Annotated in this window: 24 protein-coding genes; 8 read left to right on the forward strand and 16 right to left on the reverse strand. The window is 61.6% G+C overall.

Translation table 11 applies throughout. From position 1 onward, the window contains the following. Window positions 1-35: 35 nt before the first annotated feature. The 3 genes from cysB to J5X93_RS17425 form a co-directional block, all read right to left on the reverse strand. Complete coding sequence (gene cysB / locus J5X93_RS17415; protein WP_027593928.1) at window positions 36-1,010, reverse strand: HTH-type transcriptional regulator CysB; 975 nt, start codon at window positions 1,008-1,010, stop codon at window positions 36-38. A gap of 127 nt (window positions 1,011-1,137) precedes the next feature. After that, a complete protein-coding gene (locus J5X93_RS17420; protein ID WP_043215810.1) occupies window positions 1,138-1,635 on the reverse strand; it encodes a universal stress protein in 498 nt (165 codons plus the stop codon). Between the two features lie 104 nt (window positions 1,636-1,739). After that, window positions 1,740-2,687, reverse strand: a complete 948-nt coding sequence (locus tag J5X93_RS17425) for a putative 2-dehydropantoate 2-reductase (RefSeq protein ID WP_182942685.1) — start codon at window positions 2,685-2,687, stop codon at window positions 1,740-1,742. Between the two features lie 270 nt (window positions 2,688-2,957). Here J5X93_RS17425 and J5X93_RS17430 point away from each other — a divergent pair, with 270 nt between their 5' ends. Beyond that, window positions 2,958-4,034, forward strand: a complete 1,077-nt coding sequence (locus tag J5X93_RS17430) for a 3-deoxy-7-phosphoheptulonate synthase (protein ID WP_043215813.1) — start codon at window positions 2,958-2,960, stop codon at window positions 4,032-4,034. Between the two features lie 68 nt (window positions 4,035-4,102). On the opposite strand, the gene J5X93_RS17435 is transcribed toward J5X93_RS17430, so the two are convergent. Further along, window positions 4,103-4,384: a GNAT family N-acetyltransferase gene (locus tag J5X93_RS17435; protein WP_043215814.1), complete on the reverse strand. Its 282-nt coding sequence runs from the start codon at window positions 4,382-4,384 to the stop codon at window positions 4,103-4,105. A 492-nt stretch (window positions 4,385-4,876) separates the two neighbouring features. On the opposite strand from J5X93_RS17435, the gene oprI reads away from it, so the two are divergent. After that, window positions 4,877-5,128, forward strand: a complete 252-nt coding sequence (gene oprI / locus J5X93_RS17440; RefSeq protein ID WP_003259780.1) for an outer membrane lipoprotei OprI — start codon at window positions 4,877-4,879, stop codon at window positions 5,126-5,128. 152 nt (window positions 5,129-5,280) lie between these two features. On the opposite strand, the gene J5X93_RS17445 is transcribed toward oprI, so the two are convergent. From J5X93_RS17445 to J5X93_RS17455, 3 genes are all read right to left on the reverse strand, one after another. Further along, on the reverse strand, window positions 5,281-6,255 hold the full coding sequence (locus tag J5X93_RS17445; protein WP_182942683.1) for a L,D-transpeptidase family protein: 975 nt from the start codon (window positions 6,253-6,255) through the stop codon (window positions 5,281-5,283). Between the two features lie 106 nt (window positions 6,256-6,361). Next, window positions 6,362-6,643, reverse strand: a complete 282-nt coding sequence (locus J5X93_RS17450) for a hypothetical protein (protein ID WP_043215816.1) — start codon at window positions 6,641-6,643, stop codon at window positions 6,362-6,364. A 58-nt stretch (window positions 6,644-6,701) separates the two neighbouring features. After that, on the reverse strand, window positions 6,702-7,307 hold the full coding sequence (locus tag J5X93_RS17455; RefSeq protein ID WP_090346861.1) for an arylesterase: 606 nt from the start codon (window positions 7,305-7,307) through the stop codon (window positions 6,702-6,704). Window positions 7,308-7,317: 10 nt separating this feature from the next. Between J5X93_RS17455 and J5X93_RS17460 the strand changes: the two genes are divergently transcribed. Together J5X93_RS17460 and J5X93_RS17465 are read left to right on the forward strand one after the other, a co-directional pair. After that, on the forward strand, window positions 7,318-7,992 hold the full coding sequence (locus tag J5X93_RS17460) for an ABC transporter ATP-binding protein (RefSeq protein WP_043213513.1): 675 nt from the start codon (window positions 7,318-7,320) through the stop codon (window positions 7,990-7,992). Further along, window positions 7,992-10,499 (forward strand): ABC transporter permease, encoded by a 2,508-nt coding sequence (locus J5X93_RS17465; protein WP_182942681.1) that lies wholly within the window; start codon window positions 7,992-7,994, stop codon window positions 10,497-10,499. The genes J5X93_RS17460 and J5X93_RS17465 overlap by 1 nt, the downstream gene beginning before the upstream one ends. A 172-nt stretch (window positions 10,500-10,671) precedes the next feature. On the opposite strand, the gene greB is transcribed toward J5X93_RS17465, so the two are convergent. The 4 genes from greB to J5X93_RS17485 all read right to left on the reverse strand — a co-directional run bounded on the left by greB (window position 10,672) and on the right by J5X93_RS17485 (window position 13,775). After that, the gene (gene greB, locus J5X93_RS17470) at window positions 10,672-11,151 is read right to left on the reverse strand and encodes a transcription elongation factor GreB (RefSeq protein ID WP_043213512.1); all 480 of its coding nucleotides are present in this window, start codon (window positions 11,149-11,151) and stop codon (window positions 10,672-10,674) included. A gap of 87 nt (window positions 11,152-11,238) precedes the next feature. Continuing rightward, window positions 11,239-11,547: a hypothetical protein gene (locus tag J5X93_RS17475; protein ID WP_043213510.1), complete on the reverse strand. Its 309-nt coding sequence runs from the start codon at window positions 11,545-11,547 to the stop codon at window positions 11,239-11,241. Between the two features lie 274 nt (window positions 11,548-11,821). Then, window positions 11,822-12,259 carry a DoxX family protein gene (locus J5X93_RS17480; protein WP_043213508.1) on the reverse strand — a complete coding sequence of 146 codons (438 nt, stop codon included), beginning with the start codon at window positions 12,257-12,259 and terminating at the stop codon, window positions 11,822-11,824. Between the two features lie 112 nt (window positions 12,260-12,371). Further along, complete coding sequence (locus tag J5X93_RS17485) at window positions 12,372-13,775, reverse strand: MltF family protein (protein ID WP_043213505.1); 1,404 nt, start codon at window positions 13,773-13,775, stop codon at window positions 12,372-12,374. 159 nt (window positions 13,776-13,934) lie between these two features. On the opposite strand from J5X93_RS17485, the gene J5X93_RS17490 reads away from it, so the two are divergent. The 3 genes from J5X93_RS17490 (at window position 13,935) to J5X93_RS17500 (ending at window position 16,764) form a co-directional block, all read left to right on the forward strand. Next, entirely contained in the window at window positions 13,935-14,732 is a 798-nt protein-coding gene (locus J5X93_RS17490) for a TatD family hydrolase (RefSeq protein ID WP_090346865.1), read from the forward strand. A 109-nt stretch (window positions 14,733-14,841) separates the two neighbouring features. Then, the gene (locus tag J5X93_RS17495; protein ID WP_182942679.1) at window positions 14,842-16,320 is read left to right on the forward strand and encodes a methyl-accepting chemotaxis protein; all 1,479 of its coding nucleotides are present in this window, start codon (window positions 14,842-14,844) and stop codon (window positions 16,318-16,320) included. 75 nt (window positions 16,321-16,395) lie between these two features. Continuing rightward, window positions 16,396-16,764 (forward strand): Mpo1-like protein, encoded by a 369-nt coding sequence (locus tag J5X93_RS17500; protein WP_102082610.1) that lies wholly within the window; start codon window positions 16,396-16,398, stop codon window positions 16,762-16,764. A gap of 10 nt (window positions 16,765-16,774) precedes the next feature. Here J5X93_RS17500 and J5X93_RS17505 read toward each other — a convergent pair whose 3' ends face one another. The 3 genes from J5X93_RS17505 to J5X93_RS17515 all read right to left on the reverse strand — a co-directional run bounded on the left by J5X93_RS17505 (window position 16,775) and on the right by J5X93_RS17515 (window position 18,752). Then, window positions 16,775-17,572, reverse strand: a complete 798-nt coding sequence (locus tag J5X93_RS17505) for an acyl-CoA thioesterase (protein WP_043213497.1) — start codon at window positions 17,570-17,572, stop codon at window positions 16,775-16,777. Window positions 17,573-17,691: 119 nt separating this feature from the next. Further along, the gene (locus J5X93_RS17510; protein WP_182942677.1) at window positions 17,692-18,459 is read right to left on the reverse strand and encodes a CHAD domain-containing protein; all 768 of its coding nucleotides are present in this window, start codon (window positions 18,457-18,459) and stop codon (window positions 17,692-17,694) included. Window positions 18,460-18,473: 14 nt separating this feature from the next. Further along, window positions 18,474-18,752 (reverse strand): hypothetical protein, encoded by a 279-nt coding sequence (locus tag J5X93_RS17515; protein ID WP_043213493.1) that lies wholly within the window; start codon window positions 18,750-18,752, stop codon window positions 18,474-18,476. Window positions 18,753-18,911: 159 nt separating this feature from the next. Here J5X93_RS17515 and J5X93_RS17520 point away from each other — a divergent pair, with 159 nt between their 5' ends. Continuing rightward, window positions 18,912-19,952 carry a patatin-like phospholipase family protein gene (locus J5X93_RS17520; protein ID WP_043213492.1) on the forward strand — a complete coding sequence of 347 codons (1,041 nt, stop codon included), beginning with the start codon at window positions 18,912-18,914 and terminating at the stop codon, window positions 19,950-19,952. Window positions 19,953-20,011: 59 nt separating this feature from the next. On the opposite strand, the gene J5X93_RS17525 is transcribed toward J5X93_RS17520, so the two are convergent. Both J5X93_RS17525 and hupB read right to left on the reverse strand, forming a co-directional pair. Further along, window positions 20,012-21,883 (reverse strand): SurA N-terminal domain-containing protein, encoded by a 1,872-nt coding sequence (locus J5X93_RS17525; protein ID WP_043213490.1) that lies wholly within the window; start codon window positions 21,881-21,883, stop codon window positions 20,012-20,014. Between the two features lie 184 nt (window positions 21,884-22,067). Then, window positions 22,068-22,340: a nucleoid-associated protein HU-beta gene (gene hupB, locus J5X93_RS17530; RefSeq protein WP_011533117.1), complete on the reverse strand. Its 273-nt coding sequence runs from the start codon at window positions 22,338-22,340 to the stop codon at window positions 22,068-22,070. Between the last annotated feature and the right edge of the window lie 110 nt (window positions 22,341-22,450).

Here is a 22,450-nt window from a genome sequence, read left to right on the forward strand (position 1 = left end):
TTTTTTCTTGTGGCTTGTAGCTCGGGGCTTGTAGCTCAATGCACCGGCAGCTCGACCCCTTCGAACAGCTCTTCGAGCTCCTGCTTGTTATGGCACTGGATGGCCTTGGCCATCACTTCGCGGGTCAGGTGCGGCGCGAATTTCTCGATGAAGTCGCACATGAAACCACGCAGGAAGGTGCCACGGCGGAAGCCGATCTTGGTAATGCTGGCCTCGAACAGTTCGCTGGCGTCCAGGGCCACAAGGTCGCTGTCGAGCTTGGTGTCCACAGCCATCTTGGCCACGATGCCCACGCCCAGCCCCAGGCGTACGTATGTCTTGATGACGTCGGCGTCGGCGGCGGTAAATACCACTTTCGGCGTCAAGCCACGGTGATTGAACGCCTCGTCCAGCTTGGAACGTCCGGTGAAACCGAACACGTAGGTCACGATCGGGTACTCGGCGACCGCTTCGAGGGTCAGCTTCGGCAGCTTGGTCAGCGGATGCCCCTGAGGCACCACCACGCAGCGGTTCCACTTGTAGCAAGGCATCATGATCAAATCGCCGAACAGCTCCAACGCCTCGGTGGCGATGGCGAAATCGACGGTGCCGTCGGCAGCCATCTCGGCGATCTGCATGGGCGAACCCTGATGCATGTGCAGGGCGACTTCAGGGTACTGCTTGATGAAACTGCTGATCACCGGCGGGAGCGCGTAGCGTGCCTGGGTATGGGTGGTGGCGATGGACAGGGTGCCCTTTTTCTCGTTGGAAAATTCCTGGGCGATCTGCTTGATGCTCTCGACCTTTCGCAGGATTTCACCGGCGGTATTGATGATGCGCTCACCGGCGGGAGTGACGCGTGTCAGATGCTTGCCGCTGCGGGCGAAGACCTCGACGCCGAGCTCGTCTTCGAGCAGACGGATCTGTTTGCTGATCCCGGGCTGGGAGGTATAGAGGCTCTGCGCTGTCGCGGAGACGTTGAGGTCATGGTGCGCTACTTCCCAGATATAGCGCAGTTGTTGAAGCTTCATAGGTTTCCCTCGGATCAGCGGTAGGTCACCGGCAGCAGGCAGCGATGAGATATAACTATATTAGTGGTTCCCGAAATAAAACTAGAACTATTTTGTTACGTGCCTTCGTTTTGACCTACCCCCTGTTTCAGCCTTTCCTACGCCCCAAATGCTGCGCCAACGGCACCATGTAGATCGGAACCGGGGACAGTTGCAGCAACCGCGCCGCAGTGCGGCCGATCGGCACATCCACCCCTGCACCCTGGCTGTGACTGCCGAAAATCAGCAGATCGACGCTCAAGCGCTTAGCCTGCTCGATGATCACCTGGGCCGGATCCCCCTGACGCACCCTCACCGCCCGGATCAAGGCCAGGTCCGCTTCTTCACCTAGTTCGTCACGAAAGTTTTCCAACACCCGCTGCTCGATGTTGGCCATGACCGTATTCACACCCTCGCTGTGCAGCTCGTCCAGGGTCTGCTCGTCGAGGTAACTCTGCAGCAGGGACTCGGCGAACTGGCCCATGGGTTCCACCGCATGGATCACGTACAGCTCTGCGTTGAATGTCCGGGCCAGGGCCAAGGCGTGCTGCATGACAAAAGGCGCGTATACACCGAGGTCGGTGGCATACAGCATGGAATGAATCATTCGACCTCCTCGACTGCCGTTACGACAGAGCAAGGTTCAGCTTAGCAGCGCCGCGTACGACCGCTTGGCCGTCCGGCGCGCTGCCGGCGCCCGACCTGGAGGGGTCAGCCGCTGCGATTGCGACGGTCGATGAAGGCCAGGGTCTGATACAGCATCTGCAGTTGCGGCAAATGACACCCAGCCGCTTGCGCACGTGCCAGCGGTTCGGCATAGATCGCCTGCAACTCGAGCGGTCGCCGCTGGGCATGATCGTGGTACATGCTTGGCCAGTAATCAGGCATCTTTTCGGTCAGGCGAAACAGTTGCTCGGCGTAACCATTCGGCAAGTCATGGCCGCAAGCCTGGGCTCCCTGCACCACTTCAGCCATCAGCGCGCGTACCAGATCACGACTGTCGGGGTCCGTCATCAGTGCCGTGGTGCTGGCCTGAAGCAGTACCGAAAGGCCGTTGTAAGGCATATTCCATACAAGCTTCTGCCAACGGGCCTGAGCAAGGTCATCCATGGCCTGGGAGTCGATGCCCGCCGCCCGGAACAGCGCCACCCCTTGGGCAACGATAGCGGCACCTCGATCCTCGGCCGGACCACTGTGGTATCCCAGATTGACCGTGCCCAGCGCCTGATGGCACACCACTCCAGGTGCCTGGCGGTTGACGCAAATGAAGCACAGTCCGCCAAGCAGGTGCATATCGGCGCGCAGTGACGGCCGTAACTGCTCCTCCACGCCCAGGCCATTTTGCAACAACACGACCCTGGCACCTGGGGCTGCGGCCTGGAGGATGAGCGGTGCAAGCTCCCGGTTGCTGGTGGCCTTGGCGCCTACCAGCAACCAGTCGCAGGGCGGCATGTCGGCGGCCGAGGCGTAGGCCTGCACTTTCATGTGCAATTGGCCGTGAACCGCGCTGTCCACGGCCATGCCATGCTCATGCACGATGCGGTATTCACTGCGCAACAGAAAATGCACATCGAAACCGGCCCGCGCAAGCATGAGCCCGTAGAAACCGCCGATGGCGCCGCTGCCGATAATGCCGATACGTGGGTTGCAAGTGTCCACACGCGCTCCTTGTCCGAAATCTGGTACTTGGTTTTACACCTAAACCCTTCGGTTTTCGAACGCAGAAGCATCCGCTCGCCCCTGAGCTGGCCGTACCACCTTGCAAATAAATCACGCCTTGGTCGTAAAAACCCAGTACCGGCGGGGAGCAGCCCATTGTCGAGCCACCTTGTAACGCGCTAAGGTTCGGCTCCCCGTTGCGAACAATCTTGCTGCTGGGCCGCACGGGGATTGCTGGCGGCCGGCACCCGTGACCTGACGAGTAACACGATGGCTGATTTACCGATCGACGACCTTAACGTTGCCTCCAACGAGACTTTGATCACCCCCGATCAGCTCAAGAAGGAACTCCCCCTCAGCGCCAAGGCCCTGCAGACCGTGACTGCCGGCCGAGAAGTGGTGCGCAACATCCTCGACGGCAAGGACCATCGACTCTTCGTCGTGGTGGGCCCCTGCTCCATCCACGACATCAAAGCCGCCCACGAGTATGCCGAACGCCTGAAGGTGCTGGCCGAAGAAGTTTCCGACACCCTTTACCTGGTGATGCGCGTGTACTTCGAGAAGCCGCGTACCACCGTCGGCTGGAAAGGCCTGATCAATGACCCTTACCTGGATGACTCCTTCAAGATCCAGGACGGTCTGCACATCGGTCGCAAGTTGCTGCTGGACCTGGCCGAAATGGGCCTGCCCACCGCCACCGAGGCACTCGACCCGATCTCCCCGCAGTACCTGCAGGACCTGATCAGCTGGTCGGCCATCGGCGCCCGCACCACCGAATCCCAGACCCACCGGGAAATGGCCTCCGGCCTGTCCTCGGCAGTCGGCTTCAAGAATGGCACCGACGGCGGCCTGACCGTGGCTATCAATGCCCTGCAGTCGGTCTCCAAGCCTCACCGCTTCCTGGGCATCAACCAGGAAGGTGGCGTGTCCATCGTCACCACCAAGGGCAACGCCTATGGCCACGTGGTGCTGCGCGGTGGCAACGGCAAGCCCAACTATGATTCGGTCAGCGTTGCCCTGTGCGAACAAGATCTGGCCAAGGCCAAGATCAAGGCCAACATCATGGTCGATTGCAGCCATGCCAATTCCAACAAGGATCCGGCCCTGCAGCCGCTGGTAATGGAGAACGTCGCCAACCAGATCCTCGAAGGCAACCAGTCGATCATCGGCTTGATGGTCGAAAGCCACCTGAACTGGGGTTGCCAGGCAATTCCGAAGGACCTGAACGAGCTGCAATACGGTGTTTCCATTACCGATGCCTGCATCGACTGGAGCGCCACCGAGAAGGCCCTGCGCAGCATGCGCGCCAAGCTCAAGGATGTCCTGCCTCAGCGTCAGCGCGGCTGACAATCGGGAGCAAACGAAAACGCCGGGCAATGCCCGGCGTTTTCATGTTCGGTGTTCGATTGTACCGTTCAGGCCTTGCTCGACTGACGTTGCTGACGCTCCATGTAGCGTTCGACGTAGGAGCAGGAGGGGATCACCGTGTAGCCCATCTCCTCGGCGTATTCCAGCGCCTTCTCGGTCAACGCTGCAGCGATGCCTCGCCCCCGTAGGGCATTGGGCACGAAGGTACGGTAGATATCCAGCGTCTGCTTGCCCAAGTCCATGTACGTCAGATAGGCACGGTGACCGTCCACATTGGTCTCGAACTGATGACCGGCCTGGTCATGGTGGATGGTCAACGCTTCGCTCATCACTACTCCTCGCAGGTCTGTCGGCAGACCCTTACCTTAACCGATGGTGTTTCCGGCGGAGGAACCTCTACGCCACCCCTGCCCCTTGGACCATAAGGCGATCCGAATCGTTCTGCTGCGCGGGCACCCTACAAATAGTAGGCGCCGGAAGCGGGATTGCTCAAGGTGGCACGGGGAAAAAGTACGAGATAACCCCTGCCGGGTCGCTTCGCGGCCGCGTACACAGCGTTCTAGGCCTATGACGCTGACCGACAGTTAAAGTCACCATTAGTTCACCAAAAAGTTCCCGCTCTACAAATGCTTGCAGCCGCTGCGCAAAATTTTCACAAATGCCATACAAAGGTTGTCACCTTTTGGGGGCGGCAACATTTTTTTTGCAGTTCTTGCGCTTAGTCAGTTTACTTACTACAAGTAATGGGTACTATGTACGCCGGCCAGTTTCTCTTTTCCGAGAGATGGCTCTTTAATAGAAAGTCCTTGAAGGGGAACACGATGAACAACGTTCTGAAATTCTCTGCTCTGGCTCTGGCCGCAGTTCTGGCTACCGGTTGCAGCAGCGTATCCAAAGAAACCGAAGCTCGTCTGACTGCGACTGAAGACGCAGCAGCTCGCGCTCAAGCTCGTGCTGATGAAGCCTACCGTAAGGCTGATGACGCTCTGGCTGCCGCTCAGAAGGCTCAGCAGACCGCTGACGAAGCCAACGAGCGCGCTCTGCGCATGCTGGACAAAGCCAGCCGCAAGTAATAATCCTCACGGATTGTTATGGAGCCGACCCACTAGTGGGTCGGCTTTTTTTATTCCCGCCTGAAAAGCAAACGGCAAAAACGAAAAAGGCCTGCACTAAGGCAGGCCTCGATTCGAGTTAACGGGAGCACCTCCCGAAAGAGACATTCCCCTTACTGCAGCTCCGGGGGAATGCTCGAAACCATCGGCGCTGCCCCACCATTGACCGGCACCGCGATTTCCACTGGCATGCCATCTTCGGCAGCCACCACGTCGCGCACCATGTCCCAGTTCATGCGCAAGTTGTTGGCCAGGTCTTCGCGCTTGAGCAGAGCATTGATGACCGCAGTATGTTTATCCACCACCGATGGATTGCCATGATCATCGAGCGGTGTATGAGCCTCGAGATAGACCTTTCCGCCACTGATGCCAAACTTGTAGGGTTCGTTGATGATACGTACTGGCGTACCCACCGGGACCATCTTGGAAAGTTCCAGCACGTTGTTGTTGAGCATACGGAAGCAGCCATGGCTGGTACGCATGCCGATACCGAACTTCTTGTTCGAACCGTGGATCAGGTAACCCGGTACACCCAAGGTGAACTTGAACGGCCCCAGTGGGTTGTCCGGGCCGGCCGGCACCACGGCAGGCAGGATGTCACCGTCGGCGGCGTGTTCGGCACGGATCGAGGCGGGTGGCGTCCAGGTCGGATTAGGGGTTTTGGCCGTGATCTTGGTGTTGGCGATGGGCGAGCCCCACCCTTCGCGACCGATACCCAGCGGGAAGGTGTGCACCACGTTCTGCCCTTTCGGGTAGTAGTACATGCGGTATTCGGCCAGGTTGATGACGATGCCTTCACGCGGACCTGGCGGCAGAATGTAGCGGGTCGGTAGGATGATCTCGGTGCCAGCGCCCGGCAGCCATGGATCCACGCCCGGGTTGGCCGCGATCATTTCGAGGTAGCCCAGGTCATTGGCGGTGCCGATGTCGGCAAAGGTGTCTTCGTACTTGGCCTTGATCACCTGGACCTGGCCGACGATATCTTCACCGGCAGGTGGCAACGGCAATTCCAGCGCAACGGTTGGACCGGCCACCAACAGGGCGGCCAGGGACAAGCTACGGGTGACGGCGGGAAGGCGCGGCAACATCCGGTAAATCCTTCGAAAGATGGGTCAAGAGGATCGATTGTACACCTACCCCAGGACAAGCGGGAGGCATCGGGTTCATGCTGGCATTTCAGATGATGAAAGGTGCTCAGAGTTCCGGCCACACCGGACGCATGCCACGGCGCTGGGCATCGAGAATCGCTCGGCACAACGCACAAAGGCGACCATCGCGGTAGACCGACCGCTCCACTGCGGACCAGCGCGGTTGCGCTGGCAACAGCCCACCGCACAGCGTGCGATCGACGGGCACGCCAAGCTCGAGCTGACGCGCCACCAGGTGAACGCGAACCTCCTGGCAAGCGAACAGGTCGAGCTGTTCATCGGGCTCGATCAGTTGATAGGCGTACAAAGACCAGGCAGGGCGCGGCATTGGGGGCTCTCGAAGCGGGGGGCGCAACATTAGCCGAAAGCCGGCCCCGATAAAAGCGTCACAACAAGGGTTTTATCGCCGGCCAGGCATTTTCCAGCAAGCGCGGCTGGGCCCCTACGGTCGGGTGGATACCATCGGCCTGCATCATCTGCGGCACACCGCCGACCCCTTCAAGAAAAAAAGGCACCAAGGGGACTTGTTTCTGAGCCGACAAGCGCTCATAGACCTGAGCGAAGGCGCTGGTATAACGCACACCATAGTTGGGCGGCAGCCGCATACCCAGCAGAACCACCTTGGCGCCCGCCTCACGCGCCTGATCGACCATCGAAGCAAGATTTTGTTGCAATTGCTGGGGCGGCAGCCCTCGCAGTCCGTCGTTGCCGCCAAGCTCCAGTACCACCAGGCTCGGCTTGTGCGCCGCAAGCAGCGCCGGCAGCCGCGCCTGGCCCCCGGCACTGGTGTCTCCACTGATCGAGGCATTGACCACCTGGTCGGTATAACCCTCCTCCTTAAGGCGCTGCTGCAGCAGGGAAACCCATCCTTGGCGGCTATCCAGGCCAAAACCGGCGCTGATACTATCCCCAACGACCAGCAGTGTACCTGCCGCCGCGCTTTGGGCCAGGCAATACAGGGCCAGACCGGCACTCAACCACCACACTCGCATCGGATTCTCCATGGGCCCCAGCATTCTCGTTGCGCAGAACCTTAGCAAAGTGGTCCCCAGCGCGGAAGGTGACCTGACCATCCTCCACGCCCTGTCATTGTCCCTTGCGCAAGGCGACAGCCTGGCCATCGTAGGCGCCTCGGGCTCGGGTAAATCGACCCTGCTCGGTCTGCTCGCCGGCCTCGACCGCCCCAGTGCGGGCAAGGTCATACTCGCCGGCCATGACCTGGGCCCTCTCGATGAAGATCAGCGTGCCCGGGTGCGCGCCGAGCATGTGGGCTTCGTGTTTCAGTCGTTCCAGTTGCTCGACAGCCTCAACGCTCTGGAAAACGTCATGCTTGCGCTGGAGCTCGATGGCCGCCGCGATGCACGCGAGCAAGCCCGGACCCTGCTGGAGCGGGTCGGCCTGGGCAAACGCCTGAGCCACACCCCACGCCAACTCTCCGGTGGCGAACAACAACGGGTGGCGATCGCCCGCGCCTTTGCAGCCCAGCCTGCGGTGCTGTTCGCCGACGAGCCGACCGGAAATCTGGACAGCCATACCGGCGAACGCATCAGCGACTTGTTGTTCGAATTGAACAAGGAGCGTGGGACCACACTGGTTCTGGTCACCCATGACGAGCGCCTGGCCCAACGCTGCCGACGCCTGATCCGCCTGGATGCCGGCCGCCTGGTGGAGTCCTGATGAGCCGCCTGCCCTTCTCCCTCTTCTGTCGCCTGGCCCTGCGGCAGTTACTGCGCGATGCCCGCGCCGGGGAAGTTCGGGTGCTGTTTTTCGCCCTGCTGGTGGCGGTGGCAGCCAGCACTGCCATCGGCTACTTCGGCGCGCGTCTAAACGGTGCCATGCAATTACGCGCCAGCGAATTCCTCGGTGCTGACTTGGTGCTGCAAGGCGGCTCGCCGGCCCGAGACAAGCAAATCAGCGCAGGCAAGGCGGCCGGCCTGCAGCACGCTCATGTGGTGGAGTTCACCAGCGTGGTCGGCGGCGACAGCGGCATCCAGCTATCGAGCATCAAGGCCGCCGACGCCGCCTACCCTCTTCGCGGCCAGCTGCGCAGTGCCGCCACGCCCTATGCCGAGGAAACCCCTGGCGGCGGCCCCGCACCTGGCGAAGCCTGGGTCGAGGCACGTCTACTGGCGGCGCTGGGGCTATCGATTGGCGACAGCATCGACGTCGGCATGAAGACCTTGCGTATGAGCCGTGTGCTGACCTACGAACCCGATCGCGCCAACAACTTCTATAGCCTCACACCACGCGTGCTGATGAACATAGCGGACCTGCAGTCCACCGGCGTGATCCAGCCGGGAAGCCGGGTCAGCTACCGCGACCTGTGGCGCGGTACTCCCGAGGCGCTGGCGCAGTACCGTGGGGGGGTGAAAAAGACCTTGGCCGCCAACCAGCGCCTGCTCGACACACGCGATGGTAACCAGCAAGTCGGTGGTGCGCTGGGCAAGGCTGAGCGCTACCTGAACATGGCCAGCCTGGTGGCGGTATTGCTGGCCGGGGTTGCCGTCGCGCTGTCTGCCAGTCGCTATGCGGCCCGCCGCCTGGATGCCAGTGCCTTGTTGCGTTGCCTGGGGCTTTCCCGACATCAGGCACTGGGCATGTACTGCCTGCAATTGGCCGCGCTCGGCCTGATTGCCGCGACCACCGGCGCCTTGCTCGGCTGGCTGGCGCAGCTGGGGCTGTTCCGTTTGTTGCAAGGGCTGATGCCGAGCGAGGTGCCGGCTGGCGGCATGACCCCAGCCCTGGCCGGCATAGGCACTGGCCTGGTGGCCTTGGCCGGGTTCGCCCTGCCGCCGCTGGCCGCCCTTGGCCGCGTCCCACCCTTGCGTGTATTGCGCCGCGACTTGTTGCCCGTGCCGCCGAGCAGCTGGCTGGTATACGGCGCAGCCCTGTTTGCCCTGGGGCTGATCATGTGGCGTTTGAGCCTGGACCTTTTACTCACTTCGGCCTTGCTCGCCGGGGGCGTCTTCGCCGCCTTGCTGCTTGGTGGCCTGCTACTGCTAGGCCTGCGCAGCCTGCGACGAGTGCTGGCCAGTGCTCCCTTGGCCTGGCGTCTGGGCCTGGGTCAACTGCTGCGCCATCCACTGGCTGCCGCCGGCCAGACGCTAGCCTTCGGCCTGATCCTGCTGGCCATGGCCTTGGTCGCGCTGCTGCGAGGTGAATTGCTCGATACCTGGCAAGCTCAGCTGCCCAATGACGCCCCCAACCACTTCGCCCTCAATATCCTGCCTGACGAGCGCGACCCTTTCGCCCAGCGACTGCAGGCGATCAACGCCAGCTCAGCTCCCCTGTATCCGGTGATACCGGGACGTCTGACGCACATCAACGGTCAGCCGGTGCGCCAGTTGGTCAGCAAGGAGTCCACCGCCGAGCGCGCCGTGCAGCGTGACCTCAGCCTCACCTGGGCCGCCGAACTGCCTCCGGGCAACACCCTGAGCGCCGGCCACTGGTGGCAAGCATCACCTGCTGCAGACGAGTTGCCTGGGGTTTCGGTGGAAGCCCAGCTTGCCGACAGCCTGAAACTCAAGCTCGGAGATCTGCTTGACTTCGATATCGGCGGCCAGCAACGCCAGGCGCGGGTGACCAGCTTGCGTGCCGTGCACTGGGACAGCTTCCAGCCCAACTTCTACATGATCTTCCAGCCTGGAACCTTGCAAGGGCTGCCGGCGACCTACCTGACCAGTTTCTACCTGGCGCCAGGGCACGACCAGGAAGTCGTTGCTCTGTCACGGGCGTTTCCGGCGGTGACCATTCTCCAGGTCGATGCGCTGCTGGCGCAGTTGCGCAGCATCCTGGCGCAGGTGACATGGGCGGTCGAATACGTACTGTTGTTCGTCCTGGCGGCGGGGCTGGCGGTGCTATTCGCCGGGCTCCAGGCGACATTGGACGAACGTATTCGCCAGGGGGCGTTGTTGCGCGCGCTAGGGGCCGCCAGGCCGTTACTGGTCAAGGCAAGGCGGATCGAGTTCGGCTTGCTTGGAGCGGTGAGTGGGTTGTTGGCTGCGCTAGGGTGCGAGCTGATTACTTGGGTGCTCTACCGATATGCGTTTGATCTGGCGTGGGGGCCACATCCCTGGTTGCTGGTGGTGCCGGTGGTGGGAGCTGTCGTGGTAGGCGGAGCTGGAGTCGTCGGGACGCGGCGGGCCTTGAATGCAAGTCCATTGGTGGTATTGCGGGAGGGGTAGGCTTGGGCTTTCAGAGGGTGTGGCTATCTGATTCTGGCGAAGGCCGCGCAGGAACTGTGGCGCTGGCGAAACCTGCGATGGGCCGCACAGCGGCCCTCTGGGAAATGTCCCTCAATCGAAGGTCTGTATGAGATGCGTTCGCGCGAAGCCTCTTGAAAACAGCACAACCCGACTACCCATCAATCCCATAACAAATACGATTGACGTACCAGATCGCCTCCCCCGTAGGTGTCTTCACCACCACCTCATCACCCTCTTCCTTCTTGAGCAGCGCCCGCGCCATGGGTGAGTCGATGGAAATATAGTCGTTGCGCCCATAGATCTCGTCATACCCCACAATCCGAAACTTGAGCACCTCGCCTTCGTCATTTTCGATTTCCACCCAGGCACCAAAGAACACCTTGCCCTCTTGCTGCGGCGAATAGGCCACCACCTTGACGTCTTCAAGCCGCTTGCGCAGGTACCGGACCCGGCGGTCGATCTCTCGCAAAAGCTTCTTGTTGTACTGGTAGTCCGCGTTCTCGCTGCGGTCGCCCAGGGAGGCGGCCCAGGTGACCTTCTGGGTAATCTCGGGACGATAGACTCGCCACAGGTGATCGAGCTCTTTCTTCAGAGCCTCATGACCTTCAGTGGTGATGATGTTGGTGCTCAAGCGGCATTCTCCTCAGTGCATCCTCCGCTGACGCACACCAGCGGAGGGCTCCGAGCTTAGCGAAAAATCCCGTGGACGACACGCAGCTCAGCGGCGGGTGATTAGCCCCTGGCGCGCGATACGTGTCAGCTGGCCGATGACTTCGGCGGCGTCGGCGGCCAAGGGCGCCTGGATCACCGCAAGGTCGAAACGGTCATTGCCAAACTGGGCAAAGCCGTCACAGGTTTCGGCAAACTGTACGAGAAATGCACGCGCTTGCCCCTTGCGCCGCGACAAGCCGTCAAGGTTGCGTAAAAGTGTGGGTTGATGCTGGCCACCGAGCAGGATGCGCGGTGTACGGGAAGCCTGGCTGGCAGGCAATGGACTCAAGCAGACACTGGTACGTGGACAACTCATGGAGATATCTCTGCGCCTCGCAAATCCCGCTGGGCAGCGGTGGGAGGCGTCACCGAACCAGCGCTTTAGCGGTATTTCGGATGACCCAAAAGAGTTATCCCGCGCCCCGCAAGTAGCTGTTTAAATCGGCGCAGTCGGTATGCTAGAGCGTGACGCGATAAGTTACAAGATACCGATAGCAGCTAAACGCTAAGACTTTCGCAGGTCTGCCCCTTCACATGAAAAAACCCGCTTACCCGTACACCTGGAAAGCGGGTTCGATGTTAGCCGCAGATCAGTGGCGAGCGATCAGCCGGTCCAGGGAGAAGCGGCCTGCGCCTTCGATCAACACCGCGACCGTACCCGCCAGTAGCGCCAGGGCGAACTCGTAGCCATTGTTCGCCATGAACAGGCCATTGTTGATGTGCACCGAGAGGATCGCTACCACCAAGGTCACGGACAGCGCCAGTGCCGCAGGCCGTGCCAGCAAGCCAATCACAAGGGCCAGGCCACCGAAGAACTCGGCGCTGCCCGACAACAGAGCCATCAGGTAGCCTGGGGCCAGGCCGATGCTTTCCATCCATTGGCCGGTGCCTTCCAGACCGTAGCCGCCAAACAGGCCGAACAGCTTCTGGGCACCGTGGGCCAAGAAGATGATGCCTACCAGGATACGGATGACGCTCAGACCAGTGCCGGCGCGGGTAACGAACAGGGCGTTGAGTGTGTTGTTCATTTCGATGCTTCCTGAATCAAGGGATGATGTGTGCAGATGGCGCCATTCTAATCACCCAAATAGATACAAAAAGCGCAATAAATGGCCTGTTTACATCTATATATTCGATTTGTTAGCGGTTCGCGACGCGCTCCAGCGATTCCCGCTGCCGATTGAAAGCCAAGAAGTACTTATTGACGCTATTGACGAAGTTGACCGGCCCCATGCCTACCTGCTCCATGGCGATGCGCTCGGTCTGGAAGAACCACTGATTGCCATTTAGCCCGCGGCGCCGCGCCTCGGCGCGCATGGCCTGGACCCGTTCCGGTCCAAGGTTGTAGGCGGCGAGGACAAACGCCATGCGCTCACGCTCGTTGAGCTGGGGGCTGGCGAAAAACTTGCGGCGGATCAATGCCAGATACCGGGCGCCCGCCTGCACATTGCCGTCGACCGAGGCGATGTCACTCACCCCCACGCGGCGAGCCGCTGCCGGCGTGATCTGCATCAGCCCATGCGCACCACCACCTCCGCGAGCCGCCGGGTTGAAGGTGGATTCCTTGAACGCCAGCGCCGCCAGGTTCAGCCAGTCGATCTGCTGCGCAGCGCCATGCTTCTGCAGCACCGTGCGCAACGACTCCAGACGCTTGCGGTCCTTTCTCGCCAGCGGGTCATGCACACGGTATTGACGCCGGTAGATACGCTCGAAGGCTGCGTCCTGGTTCGCCGGTGCTCGGTAGCCTTCCAGGAAGCGATCCACCGTGGCGAGCAACATGCTGGCGTCACGTCGCACATACCAGCGCATCGCCTGAGGCTGGCCCAGGCTCACGCGCGAATCCAGCCGCAAGCGCGGCATCACCCGAGCCCAGCGCTGGGCAATCGGGCGCTCCACCACGGTCAGGTGATAAATGCCTGCCTGGACCATTTCCAGCACATCTTCCACCGCCAGACTGGCATCGACCCACTCCACCTTGATCGGTGCACGCTTGCGCAACGCCAGTTGCTGGTTGATCTGGGTGATCACCGCGCCGGCGGCGCTGGCACTGGTCAACGCGACAGTTCGTCCGGACAACTGATCCACCCGGGTGAAGCCGCGCTCCCCTTTGCGTCCGACCAGCATCAATTGCACCTGGTCCCGGACCGCTACGCTGCCACTGACCCCACGCACCAGCGCAGGATCGAGCAGCTCGCCAGGGGCCGCCAAATCGCCCTCGCCACGCTGCAGGGCGGCAAGCAATTGTTCCTTGGCGCGGGGGATGAGCTTGAGGCGGATTTGCTGACCGTCCCGGGCCCGAGCATTTAGGTAGTGCTCGAGACCTCGCAAGCGGTGGTGTTCCACACCCACCGGCTCGCCTTTGACTTCACCCGAGCTGTTGCGACTCTGGTTGACCAAAACCCTGAGGACTTTGCTGCTGCGGATCTGTGCCAGGTCGCGAACCTGGCTGGCCGGAACATGCTGCTGGGGCCCCGGCAGCCGCGCATTGGCCGCTGGGGCCAGGGTCAAGCCGACAAGCAGCGGTATCAGCAGTGATCGCAGCATGCGAGAAACTGTCCGGGGGCTGGGAGCGGGTGTCATACAGCGAGGTCCGTCCATGACAAATGACGCTAAAAGACCACGACAACCACTTGAAGTTCTGGGATTTCTTACGAATTACCCGTTTTTTGCTATGCTGGCCGGCCCGCGGCACGAGGTAGAAAGATGCAACTGATCGACATTGGCGTCAACCTGACCAACAGCAGTTTCCATGACCAGCAGGCCGCTGTCGTCGAGCGGGCCGTACAGGCGGGCGTGGTCCAGATGGTGCTCACCGGGACTAGCCTCCAGGTCAGCGAACAGGCCCTGACGCTCGCTTCGCAGCTCGATCCGGAAAGCCTGCGCTTGTTCACCACAGCCGGTATCCACCCCCACGATGCCAGCCATTGGGACAACGCCAGCGAGCGCTTGCTGCGTGAACTGCTGGCCCAGCCGCGGGTGCGGGCCGTGGGCGAGTGCGGGCTCGATTTCAACCGCGACTTCTCCCCCCGCCCGCAACAAGAGAAAGCGCTGGAGGCTCAGTTGGCGTTGGCCGCCGAGCTGGGCTTGCCCGTGTTCCTCCATGAGCGAGAGGCCAGCGCACGGCTGCTGGCGATCCTCAAAGTCTATCGTGACCACCTACCAGCGGCCGTGGTGCACTGCTTCACCGGCGAGCGCCAAGCCTTGTTCGCCTACCTGGATCTGGACTTGCACATCGGTATCACGGGCTGGATTTGCGACGAGCGCCGCGGCACCCATCTTCACCCGCTGGTAGGCAATATTCCCGAAGGCCGCCTGATGCTCGAAAGCGACGCACCCTATCTGCTGCCGCGCAGCCTTCGTCCGAAGCCAAAGAAGGGCCTCAACGAGCCTGCTTTCCTGCCCGAAGTCCTGCGAGAGGTTGCGCTGCACAGGGGAGAATCCCTGGAACAGACAGCCGCGCACACCACTGCCACCGCCAAAGCATTCTTCCAGCTGCCCTGAAACCGGGCTGGGGTTTGTTGACGCATATCAAGGCAGGCGCTGGGACGAGCGGACACAATGATGGCACCTTGCCAATAATGTTTCCGCTCAACTCAGAGAAGACCTATCCATGGGTGCCTGGCTTAGCAATATTTCCCTGAAGTACAAGTTCTGGGCCGTCAATGCGGTGGCCTTCGTCACGACCCTGCTCCTGGTGCTCTACGCGGTTTACCTGGAGCAGCAAGCCCGTGCAGAAGGCGCGCGCAACCAGGCCATTGCCCAGGCCGAGCTGATCGCGGCCTGGCCTGAAGGGCAACCACTGCCCCAACCCTCCCAGGCCGTGATGTGGCAGTCCGGGCAGACGCCGGTCATCGCCAACCAGCCGCGTGAGGCCTTGGTCGATGCACAAGGCTGGGTCGCCCTGCCCAATGCCTGGATCCTGGGCAACAATCCCTTGCAGGGCGCCCAAGTGATCCACCGGGCAGAGCAGCGCATCGCTGTGCTGGCCGAATCCCCCAGCCTGCGCCAGGTGTTCTTCGAGCGCTTCACCCAATACGCGGTCTGCGTGCTGATTCTGATGTTGGCGATGCTCTGCGCTTCGCAGTTGCTGATCCGTTTCTTGCTCAGCCAGCTCAATACGCTCAAAGACGTGATGCTGCATGTGGAGAAGACTGGCGACTTGTCGGCCCGTGTCCCGCTGTCCTGTGGCGATGAAGTCGGCCAGATGGCAGGCGCCTTCAATGCAATGCAAGCCACCTACCACCGGGTGGTCAGCACGGTAGCTCGTACCGCAGCGCAATTGGACAGCGGCGCAGCACGCCTGGCAGCGAGCATGGACGAGGTGCGCCACGGCATGATCGGCCAGCAAAGCGAGACCGACCAGGCTGCCACCGCCATCAACGAGATGTCCGCCACGGTCCATCACATTGCCCAGCATGCCGGCGCCACCCGTGACCTGTCGCAAACCGCCGATACCCTGGCCGGCAGCGGCCAGGCGGTGGTCACACGTGTGCAGGACTCCATCGCCGGCCTGTCCAGCGGTGTTCAGCAAACCGCCGAAATGATTCGCCAGCTCGCCGAGGACAGCCAGCGCATCAACGGCGTAGTCGGCGTCATCCATAGCATCGCCGAGCAAACCAATCTACTGGCCCTCAATGCTGCGATCGAGGCGGCCCGGGCAGGCGACCTGGGACGTGGGTTTGCCGTGGTGGCGGACGAAGTGCGCAACCTGGCCAAGCGCGTGCAGACCTCCACCGATGAAATCACCGGCATGGTGTCCGCCCTGCAGGCAGGTACCCGTGATGCCGTGGATTTCATGCAGGAGAGCTCCTACAAGGCCGACGATTGTGTCAAACAGGCCCAAGAGGCAGGCGAGGCGTTGCTGGACATCACCAGTGCCGTCGCGCAAATGCGCGAGAGCAACACGCAGATCGCCGTCGCCGCCGAACAACAAAGCCAGGTGGCCGAAGAGATGAACCGGGCGGTGGTGAGCATTCGTGACGTCACCGAGGAAACGGTCCAGCAGACCGTCGGTTCTGCCACCACCAGCAACGAGCTGGCGACCCTGGCGGCCGAGCTGAACAAAGCCATCGGCCAGCTCAAGCTATAAGGCCGATAACCCGCCTCGATTGGCCCTCGCCGTAGGGCCACACTAAGCTTTGGGCATGACCGAGAGGAAATGCCCATGAGCAAACGCCTGCCCAATCTGCACGCCTGGCAATGGCGTGGTTACCATCACAATCACCGGCATCCGACCAACCTGGTGCTGCATCTGATCGCCGTCCCATTGTTCATCCTGGGCGCCCTGTTGATGCTCGGCGGGGTATTTGGCCTGGACCTCGGCCAACTGGCCATCGGCTTGATCGCCCTGGCCGCTGGCCTTGGACTGCAGCGCCACGGCCATCGTCTGGAAACCGAGCAACCCGAACCCTTCGCCAGCCGCAAGGACGCCGTTCAGCGTGTACTGACCGAGCAATTCATCACCTTTCCGCGCTTTCTGCTGAGCGGTGCCTGGTGGCGTGCCTGGCGCGAGCGCCACAAGCATCGCCGCTAGCTGCCCAGATCTAGGCGAACACCGTCACGGTCTGTCGGCTCAAGGCAATCAGCTCGTTCTCGGCTGTCCACAGGGCGGCCGAAGCGTGCCCATAGCCATCGCGGGCGTGCTCGGTCTCGACACAGTAACGACACCAGTCCAAGGTCGACAGCTTGGGCGCTGGCTGAATGAACTCGATCGTCCAGGTCAGGGTGCTGCCTGCGGCAGGTTGTTTAAGATGCGGTAGCAGACTGGGCGGCCAGGCATCGACCATTGCCAGCAGATGCGCTTCGCTCGCCGGCCCGTCGGCCATATCGCGCAGGCGTACCCAACCGCCCATCCGTCGATCATCGTTACCGCTGAACGGCAGGCCGCCAATGGCCCAACGCAAAGCCACATGACGCATGAACTCAGGCGTCACGCCTTTGATATAGGGCAATTCGGCGGCAGACTGCTCTAGCGGCTTCATGTCCACGGCAGGCTGAGCCTTGACCTCGATTGCCGAAGGACGGCCATCTCCGAAGCTGCCCTGTACCAAGGTCACCACCTGCCCCTCCTGCACCGCGCGTCCCAGCAGCGTGCTGACAGCTTTGCCCTCACGCAACACCTCGACCTCGAAACTGATCGGCACCTGCGGCGTCGCTGGCCCAACAAAGGTGACAGCCAACGACCGCACCGGACGTCCCTCACCAAGCTTGGCACGCATCGCCTCATGCATCAGCGCGACCATCAGCCCGCCAAATACCGCGCGCCCCTGGCCCCAACTGGCCGGCACACTGACAGATTCGGGACACTCGCGCACGGCGCTGAGCAATTGCGTGAAATTCATGTTCGGCTCCTGCACCGGGGCTTGATTGGCTGCCACGGGACGTGCCCGCGTCAGGACGTGCCCCGATATTAGCCAGCGAGTGTCTGGCTGACAGCCCGCATAATGGCCATTCCCTATGGCTATCGACGCGCCACGGCTGCCCGCAAGGCCTCAAGGGTGGCATCGGCCTTCTGCTCGGCCTCATGCAGTTCGCATTCCCAGGCTTTCTTGAAGGGCGCCAGATCGGCGTGATCACGCGCCAGCAAAAGCCATTGCACACGGTCGTGCCAATCGCCCAGGTCGGCCTGGGTGCGCTTGAGCAGGCGTTGCAGTTTGTTTCCGGCGTGCGCCAGCTGTGGGTACGCCTCGTCGCCATAGCGCACCCGCTTGATCAATAAACGCAGGCGATGACGGTCGTGGCTGGGGTCGTCAAGCGCTTTCTCGAGCTTGCGCCATTGTTTGTTCAGGCGCTTGTCGATGCGCTTGTCCAGGCCACTGGCCAAGCCTTCGCGCGCGCAGGCCCGCAGGAATAACGGAAAGGTGTCGATGATCGCCAGCACCCGGGCGAGCTGACGGCTCACGGCCACACTGGCGAAGATGCCCGCCCTGCCCTCCAGACGACGCGCCCCAGCCTGCTGGTGCCCTTGGCCGATCAGGTGGGCCGCTAGCACCTCACGGTCTCGCAAGGGGGTCGTGAGCGCCCCCAGCGAGCGCGCGGCGTCCTCCAACTGCTCGACACCGGGCAGCCCCCGCAAAGGCCGCAGCAGGCTCCGCAGGCGCCGCAGGCTTGTACGCAGGTCGTGCAAGGCTTCGCTGTCGACATCGGCCGCCAGCCGCTCCCGGCATGCCAGCAGACGGACCTGCAAGGCCAGCACCTGGGCGATGACATGATCGAGCATGGCGGCCATACAGCCCTCCTGGATCAACGACCCGCGCGGGACTCACGGATGTAAAAACGCGCCTTCTCGGCCTTGCGGCTACAGCCTTCGAAGGCCTCGAACTGCTGCTGCGTTTTGGCGCCGGTCAACAGCGACAGGGCCTTGGAATAGCTGACGGTGCCGGCAAACCCTTCGGCCTTGGCCAGGTCCAGCTCCTTCCATGCAGCATCGAGCTGAGTCGCACAGCTGTCACGGTACGCCGTCTTGCCCGCGCAACCGGTGAGGGCAAGGGCGATCAGGGGAAGGCAGATCCAGGCTTTCATCAGTCAGTAACCTCAAGTTTGAACAAAAAGAGTGGCCGTTCGACGCTCAGGCAAGCGAAAAGTGCCCTGCTCAGCGTAGCCCAGCACGGTCTACATTGAAGCACAGGCAACAATGGGTGCATTGTTGGACCATGGTTGCACAGCAGTAGGGGGACAGTCATGAGCAAACGCGTGGCATTGGTACTGGGATCGGGGGGCGCACGCGGGTATGCGCATATCGGCGTGATCGAGGAGATAGAGCGACGCGGCTACGAAATCGCCTGCATCGCCGGCTGTTCGATGGGTGCGGTGATCGGTGGGATCTATGCTGCCGGAAAACTGGATGAATACCGCAGCTGGATCGAGAGCCTGGACTACCTCGACGTGCTGCGCCTGGTGGATGTGAGCTTTCGCTTAGGCGCGATCCGCGGCGACAAAGTGTTTGGCCAGATCCGCAAGATCGTCGGCGAGGTGAACATCGAACAACTGTCCATTCCCTATACGGCGGTGGCAGCGGACCTCACCAACCAGCAGGAGATCTGGTTCCAGGAAGGCTGCCTGCACCAGGCCATGCGGGCCTCGGCGGCGATCCCCAGCCTGTTCACACCGGTGATGCAGGGTAACCGCATGCTAGTCGATGGCGGCATTCTCAATCCGCTGCCGATCGTGCCGGTGGTGTCCAGCCATTGCGACCTGATCATCGCCGTCAACCTCAATGCCACCAACCAGAAACAATACCAATTGCCGGTGATCGAGCGGCCTGCAGCGTTCAAGATGCGCTTCGACGCCGTCATCAGCTCGTTGGGCTCACGTCTGCCCTTTCGCCGCAAACCGGCCGAACAATTGATGCGCATCGAACAGGAAATCGTCGCCGAGGGACTGAACGCCAGCGACCCCTGGCTTGGCGAGTCTGCCGACCCGGAAGGCCAGCAGCCGGCAGCGGCCCCCGAACGTGGCGGCGCGCCCAGGTCCGCCACCGGTTCCTTCATCGTCGATAACGTAGGGCCTGCGTCCTTGCTCGACTTGATCAACCAGAGCTTCGAAGTCATGCAGACCTCCCTCGCTCAGTACAAGATCGCCGGCTATCCGCCAGACGTGCTGATCAACGTGCCCAAGCGGGTGTGCCGCTTCTTCGAGTTCTACAAGGCGCCGGAACTGATCGCCCTGGGACGGGAAATTGCCCGGGACACGATGGACATCTACGAAGGTGAGCGGCGTTAGCCCCTCCCAAAAAACAAGAAAGGCCGCATGAGCGGCCTGTCTTGTTGCGGCGATAGCACTCAGTAACGAGTGACGTCAGCCGCGGCTTCTAGTTGCTTACGGTAGGCCGCGAAGTCCTGCTGGCCTGCACGCGAAGCGAGGTAACGGCGGATCTGCGCTTTCTCCTCGTCAGTGGCTGCAGCGCCTTCGTTGACCCCCTTGAGCTGCAACACCACCAGGCTGCCATCGCCGAGGACCACGCTGCCGTAGACCGGCTTATCCTTGGAGGCAGGCTTGGCCAGGCGGAATACCGCTTGCAGTTCGGCCGGATCGATACCGTCCTGGCCACGCGTAACGGCCTCTTGGGTCTTCCACTTCTGGCCTTCCTGTTCGGAGGTCAGCGGGATGGCGCCATCGCGCAGGCCAGCGATCAGCTTGTCAGCCTTGGCCTTGAGCTCGGCAGTCGCCTTCTCCTTGGCCAGGTGCTCGCGGATGTTCTTGGCCACAGCCTCCAGCGGCAGTTGCTCCGGCTTGCGATGCTCCTTGACACGCAGCACGACCACGGTCTCCGGATCCAGCTCGATGGCATTGCTGTTGGCGCCCTCTTCCAGCACTTCTTCGCTGAAAGCGGCCTGGACGACCGAACGGTTGGCCGTGATGCCCTCACCGCCTTCCCGACCGAATGCGGCCGAAGTCTGAACCTTCAGGCCCAGGTCCTGGGCCGGCTGAGCCAGGTCAGAGGCCTCGAACGCGGCGTCTTCCAGCTGCTTGGTCACTTCCACGAAGCGCTGTTCGACCTGTTGGGTCTTGAGTTCGCGGGTCAGCTTGTCTTTTAGGCTTGCAAAGGTCGGCACTTCCGGTGCCTGCACACCTAGCAGCTTGATCAGGTGGTAACCGTACTCGGTGCGCACCGGTGCCGATACTTGGTCCTTGTTCAGCTTGTACAGGGCATCCTCGAAGGCTGGGTCGTAGACGCCTGGGCCTGCGAAGCCGAGATCACCGCCATTGCTGGCCGAACCTGGGTCCTTGGAGAATTCCTTGGCCAGTGTGGCAAAGTCCTCTCCCTTGGCCAGACGCTGCTGGATCTCTTCGATACGGGCCTTGGCCTGTGCATCGGAAACCTTGTCGTCGACCTCGATGAGGATATGCGCGGCATGGCGCTGTTCGGCCAGGTTGGCGATTTCCTTCTCGTACAGGGCCTTGAGTTCGTCCTCGTTGACCTGTACCTGGTCGAAGAAGGCCGACTTCTTCAGCTCGATGTAATCGATGACCACCTGGTCGGGTGTCATGAATTCCTTGGCGTGCTGGTCGTAGTGCGCCTTGACCTCGTCGTCGCTCACCTTGACGGCGGCCGGGTCGGCCTTGAAGGTCAGCGAAGCGAAATCGCGGGTCTGCTTCTCCAGGCGAGCGAAGGCTTCGACTTGTTTGTCGGTGACGAAGCTGCTGCCGGCAAGGCCCGTGCGCAATTGCCCGATGAGCATTTCCTCGGCGAGCATCTCGCGGAATTGCATGCGCCCATAGCCCATCTGGCGAATGACCGCATCGAAACGTTCGGCGCTGAACTTGCCGTCGACCTGGAACTCCGGTGTCTGCAGGATCAGCTGATCCAGCGCGGCCTCGGAGAAGGCGAACTTGGCGTCCTCGGCACCCTGCAACAGCAGCTTGCGCTCGATCAGCCCTTTGAGCGCAGCTTCGCGCAGCATCTTTTCATCCAGCAGTGCTGGGTCGAAATCCTTGCCCAGCTGTTGCATCAGCTGGCGGCGCTGCATGTCGACGGCCTGGCTCAGCTCGTTCTGACTGATGGTCTGGCCGTTCACCTTGGCGGCGTCCTGGCTATGGCTGGTGGCCTGGAAAATGGCCTCGAAGCCGGTCAGCGCCATCAGCACGACGATAAGGCCGATGATGGTCTTGGCAATCCAACCTTGTGAATTGTCCCTGATATTCTGCAGCATGCGTCCCCCAGAAACGGTTGTACCACTGCGTCGACAACCGTGGAGCGTGGGTAGAGTCCTGATAGAAGAAAGGCGCATCCTGTGGGATGCGCCTTTTCAAAGCGAGCGTGCCAACGGGAACGTTTGCGGCCCCGCCGTCACGCGGTCGGGCCTGGTGTGACCAGGTCCGGCTGAAAGAGACGACTTAGTTGACGGCGTCTTTCAGGCCTTTGCCAGCCTTGAAGCCTGGAACCTTGGCAGCAGCGATCTTGATCGCCTTGCCGGTTTGCGGGTTACGGCCGGTGCGCTCAGCGCGCTCCTTGACCGAGAAGGTACCGAAGCCAACCAGTACAACATCGTCACCTTGCTTCAGGGCGCCGGTGACGGATTCGATGACTGCGTCCAGCGCACGGCCAGCTACAGCTTTCGGAATGTCAGCGGATGCGGCGATAGCGTCAATCAGTTCCGACTTGTTCACTCTAAGTCCCCTTATATCTCTATTGAGTTTGTTTCTAAGTATGTAATGAAAAGCTTATGAAACGAGCACTGGGCGGCCTATTGACACTGGCGTGCCGTTTTATAGCAAGG

It is taken from the genome of Pseudomonas sp. BYT-1 (genome assembly GCF_023611805.1).
Classification (GTDB): Bacteria; Pseudomonadota; Gammaproteobacteria; order Pseudomonadales; family Pseudomonadaceae; genus Aquipseudomonas; species Aquipseudomonas guariconensis.

What these genes read in the sequence shown, in the direction of transcription:
- J5X93_RS17445 (WP_182942683.1), bottom strand. Translation starts at nt 6,255, where the DNA reads ATGTTGCCGCGCCTTCCCGCCGTCACCCGTAGCTTGTCCCTGGCCGCC.
- cysB (WP_027593928.1), bottom strand. Translation starts at nt 1,010, where the DNA reads ATGAAGCTTCAACAACTGCGCTATATCTGGGAAGTAGCGCACCATGAC.
- J5X93_RS17490 (WP_090346865.1), top strand. Translation starts at nt 13,935, where the DNA reads ATGCAACTGATCGACATTGGCGTCAACCTGACCAACAGCAGTTTCCAT.
- J5X93_RS17420 (WP_043215810.1), bottom strand. Translation starts at nt 1,635, where the DNA reads ATGATTCATTCCATGCTGTATGCCACCGACCTCGGTGTATACGCGCCT.
- oprI (WP_003259780.1), top strand. Translation starts at nt 4,877, where the DNA reads ATGAACAACGTTCTGAAATTCTCTGCTCTGGCTCTGGCCGCAGTTCTG.
- J5X93_RS17430 (WP_043215813.1), top strand. Translation starts at nt 2,958, where the DNA reads ATGGCTGATTTACCGATCGACGACCTTAACGTTGCCTCCAACGAGACT.
- J5X93_RS17505 (WP_043213497.1), bottom strand. Translation starts at nt 17,572, where the DNA reads ATGAATTTCACGCAATTGCTCAGCGCCGTGCGCGAGTGTCCCGAATCT.
- J5X93_RS17465 (WP_182942681.1), top strand. Translation starts at nt 7,992, where the DNA reads ATGAGCCGCCTGCCCTTCTCCCTCTTCTGTCGCCTGGCCCTGCGGCAG.
- J5X93_RS17515 (WP_043213493.1), bottom strand. Translation starts at nt 18,752, where the DNA reads ATGAAAGCCTGGATCTGCCTTCCCCTGATCGCCCTTGCCCTCACCGGT.
- J5X93_RS17500 (WP_102082610.1), top strand. Translation starts at nt 16,396, where the DNA reads ATGAGCAAACGCCTGCCCAATCTGCACGCCTGGCAATGGCGTGGTTAC.
- J5X93_RS17480 (WP_043213508.1), bottom strand. Translation starts at nt 12,259, where the DNA reads ATGAACAACACACTCAACGCCCTGTTCGTTACCCGCGCCGGCACTGGT.
- J5X93_RS17520 (WP_043213492.1), top strand. Translation starts at nt 18,912, where the DNA reads ATGAGCAAACGCGTGGCATTGGTACTGGGATCGGGGGGCGCACGCGGG.
- J5X93_RS17485 (WP_043213505.1), bottom strand. Translation starts at nt 13,775, where the DNA reads ATGCTGCGATCACTGCTGATACCGCTGCTTGTCGGCTTGACCCTGGCC.
- J5X93_RS17460 (WP_043213513.1), top strand. Translation starts at nt 7,318, where the DNA reads ATGGGCCCCAGCATTCTCGTTGCGCAGAACCTTAGCAAAGTGGTCCCC.
- J5X93_RS17450 (WP_043215816.1), bottom strand. Translation starts at nt 6,643, where the DNA reads ATGCCGCGCCCTGCCTGGTCTTTGTACGCCTATCAACTGATCGAGCCC.
- J5X93_RS17495 (WP_182942679.1), top strand. Translation starts at nt 14,842, where the DNA reads ATGGGTGCCTGGCTTAGCAATATTTCCCTGAAGTACAAGTTCTGGGCC.
- J5X93_RS17435 (WP_043215814.1), bottom strand. Translation starts at nt 4,384, where the DNA reads ATGAGCGAAGCGTTGACCATCCACCATGACCAGGCCGGTCATCAGTTC.
- J5X93_RS17510 (WP_182942677.1), bottom strand. Translation starts at nt 18,459, where the DNA reads ATGGCCGCCATGCTCGATCATGTCATCGCCCAGGTGCTGGCCTTGCAG.
- J5X93_RS17475 (WP_043213510.1), bottom strand. Translation starts at nt 11,547, where the DNA reads ATGAGTTGTCCACGTACCAGTGTCTGCTTGAGTCCATTGCCTGCCAGC.
- J5X93_RS17455 (WP_090346861.1), bottom strand. Translation starts at nt 7,307, where the DNA reads ATGCGAGTGTGGTGGTTGAGTGCCGGTCTGGCCCTGTATTGCCTGGCC.
- J5X93_RS17525 (WP_043213490.1), bottom strand. Translation starts at nt 21,883, where the DNA reads ATGCTGCAGAATATCAGGGACAATTCACAAGGTTGGATTGCCAAGACC.